General features: G+C 33.2%; 8 protein-coding genes. All 8 read right to left on the reverse strand.

Features of this window, described 5'->3' with window-relative positions; genetic code table 11:
• Positions 1-38: 38 nt before the first annotated feature.
• Positions 39-1,157, reverse strand: coding sequence for an NAD-dependent epimerase/dehydratase family protein (locus ACQR30_RS08915; RefSeq protein WP_429734172.1), 1,119 nt, complete (start codon positions 1,155-1,157; stop codon positions 39-41).
• 10 nt (positions 1,158-1,167) lie between these two features.
• On the reverse strand, positions 1,168-1,587 hold the full coding sequence (locus tag ACQR30_RS08920; RefSeq protein ID WP_429734174.1) for a WxcM-like domain-containing protein: 420 nt from the start codon (positions 1,585-1,587) through the stop codon (positions 1,168-1,170).
• A gap of 203 nt (positions 1,588-1,790) precedes the next feature.
• Positions 1,791-2,828 carry a polysaccharide biosynthesis protein gene (locus tag ACQR30_RS08925; protein ID WP_429734176.1) on the reverse strand — a complete coding sequence of 346 codons (1,038 nt, stop codon included), beginning with the start codon at positions 2,826-2,828 and terminating at the stop codon, positions 1,791-1,793.
• A 16-nt stretch (positions 2,829-2,844) separates the two neighbouring features.
• On the reverse strand, positions 2,845-4,011 hold the full coding sequence (locus ACQR30_RS08930) for a glycosyltransferase family 4 protein (protein ID WP_429734178.1): 1,167 nt from the start codon (positions 4,009-4,011) through the stop codon (positions 2,845-2,847).
• Complete coding sequence (locus tag ACQR30_RS08935; protein WP_429734180.1) at positions 4,001-4,948, reverse strand: NAD-dependent epimerase/dehydratase family protein; 948 nt, start codon at positions 4,946-4,948, stop codon at positions 4,001-4,003. Before ACQR30_RS08935 ends, ACQR30_RS08930 begins: the two co-directional genes overlap by 11 nt.
• Before the next feature lie 396 nt (positions 4,949-5,344).
• Positions 5,345-6,385 (reverse strand): glycosyltransferase, encoded by a 1,041-nt coding sequence (locus tag ACQR30_RS08940; protein ID WP_429734182.1) that lies wholly within the window; start codon positions 6,383-6,385, stop codon positions 5,345-5,347.
• The gene (gene wecB, locus ACQR30_RS08945; RefSeq protein ID WP_429734184.1) at positions 6,382-7,482 is read right to left on the reverse strand and encodes a non-hydrolyzing UDP-N-acetylglucosamine 2-epimerase; all 1,101 of its coding nucleotides are present in this window, start codon (positions 7,480-7,482) and stop codon (positions 6,382-6,384) included. The genes ACQR30_RS08940 and wecB overlap by 4 nt, the downstream gene beginning before the upstream one ends.
• A 71-nt stretch (positions 7,483-7,553) precedes the next feature.
• Positions 7,554-8,216, reverse strand: coding sequence for a hypothetical protein (locus tag ACQR30_RS08950; RefSeq protein WP_429734186.1), 663 nt, complete (start codon positions 8,214-8,216; stop codon positions 7,554-7,556).
• Positions 8,217-8,365: the final 149 nt, after the last annotated feature.

An 8,365-nucleotide genomic window follows, 5' to 3' on the forward strand; every position in this document is an offset into this window, starting at 1 on the left:
TTCCACCTAATTGTTTGTTTTTCATAATATTTGACGTATCAAACATTTTCAAAATAAGTATCTGGATCTTCAGGGTTGTAAAATTCATTAATCCAAAAGTTAGTATACAATTCTTCTTCTCCAATATTTTTTATATTATGCGTATACCAAATGGGCATGTCTACGTATGCAGGTTCATCACCAGATAATTCAAAATTCAGTATTTCCTCTGTTCCAATTCTCCTTAGTTGAATTAAAGCTTTTCCTTTGATAACCGCAAAACGCTCTATTTTACGAGTATGAAAGTGATTGCCTCTGGTTATACCAGGCACGGTCGTCGAAAAAGAAACCTGTCCACCTACATTCAACCGAATGATTTCAACAAAACTGCCCCTGGGATCCATATGTTTAATAAACTTGACAGGAAAATGTTTTGCTATATCCATATAGCAACGATAAGTATTGAACAGATTCAATTCAAAATTATTTTTTATCGCTGGTATGCTGCCTTTATCTTGATATTCTTCTTTGTAGCGTTGCAATAAGTTCAGTATTTCAGAAACTCTAGCTTCAGCTGTGTGTGGAACAAAATAAAGTGGTTCGTTGTTTGAACTCCTAATTTTATTAATAATTTCCTGAACTAATTCACCTACATAAATCAATTTTAGCTGACCATCCACCTGTATCTCTGGTGCCTCACCGCGAGCCACTCGATGAGAGAAAGTTGCAATAACGGAATTGTAATAAGGGTTACCGAAAGGGCCAAAAACATTTGGGATGACCATTCCGGTTAGTTTTCCTCCTGAAGTAGATGCCCATTTTTCTAATAATTCTCTGCCTTCTTTCTTTGATTTCCCGTAGAGATTATCTTTTTCTTCCTGTGAAGAAGAAGAAAAAATAATATGCGGTTTGGATTTGGTTCTATCCAATGCTTCTACTAACTTATTTACTAATCCAGTATTAGTGGCATATATTACATCCTGATCATTATGCCGATTTAAAGCAGCTAGGTGTACAATCACATCGCACTGACTTACAAAAGCATCTAAGGCCTCATCCGTTTCAAAGTAGGAACGTCTAAACTCAACGCATGCAAATTCTTCTTTGTAGAGCTTCAGGGTGTTGTTTAAATGAGTCCCTACAAAGCCCTTCTGTCCTGTAATGCCAATTTTTTTCATTCGTTTATTTTTACCAACAATCCCAATAATCTTTATCAAATCTATAATTATCCTCGGAAGCATGCTTTATTTCAGTGTCTGAAAATACCAGCAATTTCGACCCGGCTTCAAGTGCTTTAAAGCCATTGGCATAACCACCTGGGATGTGCAAGACTTCATTACTCAATGCGGCTAATGTTAGCGATTGAACAGGCAATTTTTTGCTAGGTAATTCCCAATTATCCGGCTGAACCAATTTCACCTCAAAGCTGCCTTCCAACACAAAAAACCATTTTTGTTCTTCTTTGTGTGCCTGCCAGGCTCTAATAACTGTCGTATCTCTAGGCTCTATGATATACATACGCTTCACCTGATCCATCAAAAAATCATTGGCAAAACGCATTGTGCCACGTTCATCTTGAAAAGTACCCCCTTTAATGAGTGAAAACATTTGGGACATCATTAGAACTATTATTTGCTACTATCGAAGCTATTTACATTTAATTTTCGGACTGCTAATTGCCCCAATGTTATTCTTGAACCGTCGAGTCCGACTATTCCTTCAGGTATGCAAAGGAGAAACACTGAAACAATCTACTTATTAGATCTATTTCAGAACAATCACTAACTATTTCTGTTATACTGATTGCACCATTAAGCGGGATAATGAATCACATTTTCTTCCTTCAAAATATCCTCTCTTATTATGGGTAACTTTTTCAGTAAATCCTTCATCCCTTCTATATCCAAGCGATGAGTATTGTGTGAATGATATTCTTCTATTGCTCCCGCATTCGTATTTCCTTCGGAAAAGAACTGATTATAATTTAAATCACGATTATCTGCAGGTATACGATAATAGTTACCCATATCCTCCACTTTCAACATATCTTCCTTGTTTACCAAAGTCTCATAGACTTTTTCACCATGGCGTGTTCCAATAATTTTTATTTCGCTTTTGCTCTCATACATTTCTATTAGAGCTTTAGCTAATGTTTCCACAGTAGCAGCAGGAGCTTTCTGCACAAATAAATCGCCTTGTTGTGCATGTTCAAAAGCATAGAGAACCAGATCCACTGCATCTTCCAATGTCATCATAAAACGTGTCATATTTGGATCTGTCAACGTCAAAGGACTACCTGCTTTTATCTGCTCGATAAATAAAGGAATTACTGATCCACGAGACGCCATAACATTACCATAACGAGTTGAGCAAAAAATAGTCTTACTATCATCTAAGTTCCTAGATTTAGCCACCGTTAATTTCTCCATCAAGGCTTTGGACATACCCATTGCATTAATAGGGTAAGCGGCCTTATCGGTGCTGAGGACCACTACCCTTTTAATCCCATATTTTTCTGCAGCATTCAATACGTTTTCCGTCCCCAGAATATTTGTCTTAACAGCTTCCAACGGAAAGAATTCACAACTTGGAACTTGTTTCAACGCCGCTGCATGAAAGATATAATCTACACCACGAACAGCACTATCAACACTATCTGCATCGCGTGTATTGCCTATATAAAATTTCACTTTAGGGTTGTTCAAACGCTTGCGCATGTCATCTTGCTTTTTCTCATCGCGAGAAAATATACGAATTTCACTAAAGTGGTCAGTATTTAAGAATTTCTGCATTACCGCATTTCCAAAAGAGCCGGTGCCTCCGGTTATTAGTAAAATCTTATTTCTCATCTCCATATAACATAATTTAATTTAAAATTTCAATCAACTTGGTTGTATAAATTTCGGGCGTAAAATTATTTAAATAATAATCAATGCCTGATTTTGACATTATCTCATACTTCTCGCTATCCAATACTAATTTTTTTATGGATTCAGCAATTTCATTTGGAGATTTCGGATTCACGAAAACGCCGTTATGAATGTTTACCATCATCGGAATCAATCTATAATTCGTAACAATTGGTACACAACCATAAGCTAGCGCCTCCAATACCGAAACAGGTTGCCCTTCATTTATATAATAGCTAGGCAACAAAAAAAAGTGCGCGCTCTCAAACTCCAGTGCTTTATCTTTCCCGTATAACCCTTTATAATATCTTACATTATTATTTAATTTATGATCATCTATATAATTAAAAAAGGCATTTTTTGCAACTTCAATATTTTCAAATTTATCATCATCTACCGATGCCAAAAACTTACCTGCAAAAACGCCATCTATATCAAATTTAAAATCATTTACTAGTATATTAATAGCCTCTAACACATCCCAATATCCTTTACTTTCAATTAGGTTACTCAAATAAAAAAGTTTAATTTTAGTGGAGTTCTGAATAGATTTTGCCGAAATACTATCATTCTGTATTTTTTCAGGTAAGCCATTTGGCAATGAAATCACTTTAGTTTCAAAATTATTTAGAAATTTAAATTGTTTCTTTGTATAATCACCTTCAACTATAATATTATTACATTTATTAAGAATATTTCTTATTTTATATTTTAAATTTTCTGACTGTGCTGAATAGAAGCCTCCGTAATTTGCGCCGAATTGATGAGCTACAATTTTATATTTAAAAAATTTTGCAAGACGTATAATTATTGAATCCCTTATAAAACCCACTTTAGATTGCGCAGTAGTTAAATACAATGTTTGATTTTGATTCAAAATCAGTACAAAAAATAACCGCCCAATAATAAATATATAATCGATAGCCTTGATAATTGAAAATTTTCCTGAAACTTTATTATCAGTATTTTTAAAAATAGAGGTTCCAATGTCAATCACTTTAAAATCTAACCCCTTTCCTTTAAACGCATCAATTATTAACTGAAACATCATCGACTGTCCATTTACCACTGTGTTATTTTGGGTGGTAGGTCCTACTGCGATAATTTTATTTTTATTTGTCATTTTTGTTATTTTTCATCCAATTCCAAACTTCAACCAAACCATTATCGATAGTTACATTCGGACTCCAATTTAACTCATTAGCTATTTTTTGTATATTCAATACATTATAATTGCAATCAAATTTTCTCGAAATTTTTGGAATAAAGTCAATCTCTGCTCCCGCAATATTTTCTATTTTATTCAGTATTTCTTTGATTGTGTAAGGCTGTTGGCTGCCAACATTATAAATATTGCAATTTGAACTTTGAAAACTATCTTTAATGCATAAATCTATTGCAATTGCCAAATCATTAACAAATATAAAGTCACGGGTTACACGTCCTTTATCATAAAGAACTAAAGGTTCTTTATGAAGAATTGCTTTAAAAGCATATCCGATAATCCCCTGTGGCTTTATTAAATTTTGGTAAATTCCATATACATTTGAAGGCCTCAAAATATAACTTTGTAGATTAGAGTCAACTGTTAAATATTTTATATAATCTTCACAAATCAATTTTGAAAGCCCATAACTGGAAATGGGATTAGATATTGCAATTTCAGAAATTGGCTTATTTTCAGTAGAATTCCCGTACACGGCACCCCCAGAAGATAAAAATATGAATTTTTTGGCAGTCAACATTAGTGTTAACTTTTCTAAAAACTGTAATAGAGGCTTTATATTTAGTTCAAATTCTGTTAATAAACTTTTTTGGCTCGAGCTCGGTATTGTTGCACTAATTAACCAAATAATCGTTCCACAGTTTGATAATTCTTCTAGAATATAATCAGTTTTTTCAATTAAACATTCAATTAATTTTAATTTATCATTACAGATTTTAATTCTATCAACTTTACGGCCAACAACAACTACTTCGTAATTGTTCTTCAAAAAATAGTCTACTAAATTGTGTCCTATAAAACCTGCACCTCCTATTATTCCTACTGTATTATTCATATAAGTTTATTAGGTACTCCAATTAAAATTGAGATAAATAGTACTCAACATTTTGTTTTAAAAATTAATACCATTTTATACTATTATTCACGGAAGAAAGAATGTGATCATATTCCCTCAAAATGAATATTCAAAATCTATCTTATATAGTTCAAAGCATACATAAAGTTGAAGTTCGATCCAATCTTGGCAACTTTCTTGAAAAAACTTCTCTTGAAAAATAAATTGATTTCATTTAAAATTTATACACTTTTTAAACTGTTATTAAATTTTAAAAAATCTAAATTTACGATCATTTAGAAGATATGCTTTACTTAAAGTAAACGATAACAGATTCATAATAAATAATATGATTAAACATACTCATTTAAGCATTTAAAGCTTTTGCTTCCTTCATTAAATAACGTTTCTTAAGAACCCTTCTTTCCAAATATTTATATTCCGAAATTGTTCGTAAAATATGTAACACGCATTTGACATCTTTTTTAAGTCTAAATCATTCGAGACAAATTTCTCCAATATATTTGACAATCCCATGATTGTTGAGTCATAACAAAATCCTGTTACACTGTTGATAATCGAAAATGCCTCTCCACCAGTTATTGCATTAAAAGATGTTATAAATGGAACCCCAAAAGAAAAGCATTTTTGAACTGACAAACCAGCCTGCCCGGGGGAGACACAGGCAATTGCTCGTCTAAATATGGGAGCTAAAAGTAAATCAGAGGTCAATTTCCCATGAAGTATAATTGAATTATTTAGATCTTTACTTAAAATCCAATTTTTTATTTCATCCATTTGATCACCATCCCCTACGATTTCAAGGCGGGGAATATTTCCTTTATGATTTGTATAAACAATTAAATATGCATTTAAAAGTTCAAATATTTTCTTCTGTTTATATAGACTACCAATGAAAATAAAAGAGGAAAATGTTTTTTCCGCTAAATCAAAATTAATCTTATTCTCAACAGTGTTAAAAGCAACGCTCATTTTTGACGCATCTATCCCCATTGCCGAATATTTAATAAAGGGATATTGTTCATAAAAAATTGCAAAGCCAACTCTTTTAAGTATTAATTTTCGCAGCCATAGTAACCTTCGGTCAGAATCATATTTTTTATTATAAGATGCACTTACCCCTATACCGAAGACCCCAATCTTTATATCTTTATTAGACAAAATTTGTTTAAACAATTCAAAACATCGAAAACTAAAAGGAAAAATAACAATATCAAATTCAGCTAATTTCGGTAACCCCTTATATCTTAAAAAAGGACCAAATGGCAAGACCTCGATCTGAACAGATTTAAATGATGTATTGTAATTAATTTTATTAGAGTGAGCAATTGTTAAATTCACAACATCACATAGAGATTCAAAAAGAGGTATTCTATAATGTTCTAATGTATCACTAATTAATAAGACCCTTTTCATTTTTTATTTTTTAATTCTAAAATCACATCAACAATTCTTTGAGCAGCTCTTCCGTCCCACAATTCAGGAATTCCTCCTTTTTTCCAATTCCCAGCAAACAATTTTTCAAAAGCAGGCGAAATAGACATAACATTTGTACCCAACAACTCATTAGTTCCTATTGTACATGTCTCTGGCCTTTCGGTATTATCACGTAGGGTCATACAAGGTATCCCCATTACGGTCGTTTCTTCTGTAATTCCGCCGGAATCTGTCACTACCGCTTTTGCATGCTTCACTAAATAATTAAATTCCAAGTAGTTCATAGGCTCTATCATAAACAGATTAGCTGCTGATACACCAATACCTTCAAGCATCTTTGCTGTACGGGGGTGTACCGGGAATATCAAAGGCAGTCCTTTTGAAGAGACCACTAAAGTATCAATCATTTCTTTCAAATGCTGCTCTTGGTCAACATTTGCCGGACGGTGCAAGGTCATAATAATATATTCATTCTCTTTTAGCCCAAATTTATTCCAAACAGCAGGTTGCCTAAAATAGGGCATTTGCTTCAACAACGTGTCAATCATTGTATTACCCACAAAGAATATACGATCTTGCTTAATACCCAATTCAGCCAAATTTTTATTTGCAGTCTCCGATGTAGTAAAGAAATAGTTCGTGATACTATCGGTTACCATACGGTTTATTTCCTCGGGCATTGTCCAGTCGCCTGAACGAATACCCCCTTCCACATGCCCAACCTTGGTATTTAATTTTTGGGCCACGATAGTACAAGCCATTGTAGAGGTGACGTCTCCTACGACTAATACCAAATCTGACGGGTGTTCAATCAATTCTTTTTCAAAGCTAATCATAATAGCCGCTGTCTGCTCCGCTTGAGAGCCGCCGCCCGCTCCTAAATTCGCATCCGGTTCTGGTATCCCCAATTGTTCAAAAAAATCACCACTCATTTTCTTATCATAATGCTGTCCAGTATGAACTAGCCTAAAATCTATGTCTTCGTTTTTTAACTTAGCGTCTTCGATTGCATTAATAATTGGCGCAATTTTCATAAAATTTGGTCGAGCACCGGCAACAATAGTAATATTATACATATAAATGTTTAAATAATAAATTATTATAATTCCACCAAAAGGTTTAATCATAATATTTTGAGCAACTCACATTATGGCAATGCCTTGATTTCTCTACAATAATTAATAATCAAATTATCTTGAATATCAACGAATTCCGATTCAGACCTCGCTTCAGCTCTAACAACTGGATTTTTCATTTTATAATCGTAAAATGGACTGCCCCACCACACAATTCCCGAAATTGTGTGGTTATTATAGACAACTTTATTAATCTCCGATATATATTTCACGAAATCTGTTTTTGGAATTACTTTATTAGCAAAGCCTTTAGCACTTGGCTGCCATCTGTCCGTAACAAAAGGCATAACTGGCTTATTACATATTTGTCCAAGTCTTAAAGCTAATGAAATGTTATTTGAAATATACGATCTATTTTTACCAGACGTCACTTGACCGTCAGTATATAACATATAGACCGACGGGAAAATTATGTCGGTTTCATTAAGAATAGATTTCAACCCTTCATTATTTTTTCGCCATAAATCATCCATTCCCCAAAAGGTTCTATAAGGTAATGCATAATAACCCCATCTTACATTTGGCCGCATTTTTTTAGCAATCCTGATTGCCTGGATAAATAAATTTATTGCTTGGGAATATCCAGAGGAAGATGGGTCCCTCAAAGCGGTCATTGCTTTACCTTCCCAATCTAACACGCCAATACCTTTTCCACTTACACTTGGAAATAGCACTACTCTACTCCAAATCTAAAATTCAAAAAAAAGAAAATGAAAATGATGATTGAAAATGAAAAAAAATGAAAAAAAAAATGAAAATAAAAATGACGAAAAAAAAATCCTCAACAATAGAGAAACGCGAAAAAGAAAAGAAAAAAAAAGGA

Origin of the sequence: Arachidicoccus sp. (genome assembly GCF_050436765.1) — a bacterium.
Classification (GTDB): domain Bacteria; phylum Bacteroidota; class Bacteroidia; order Chitinophagales; family Chitinophagaceae; genus Arachidicoccus.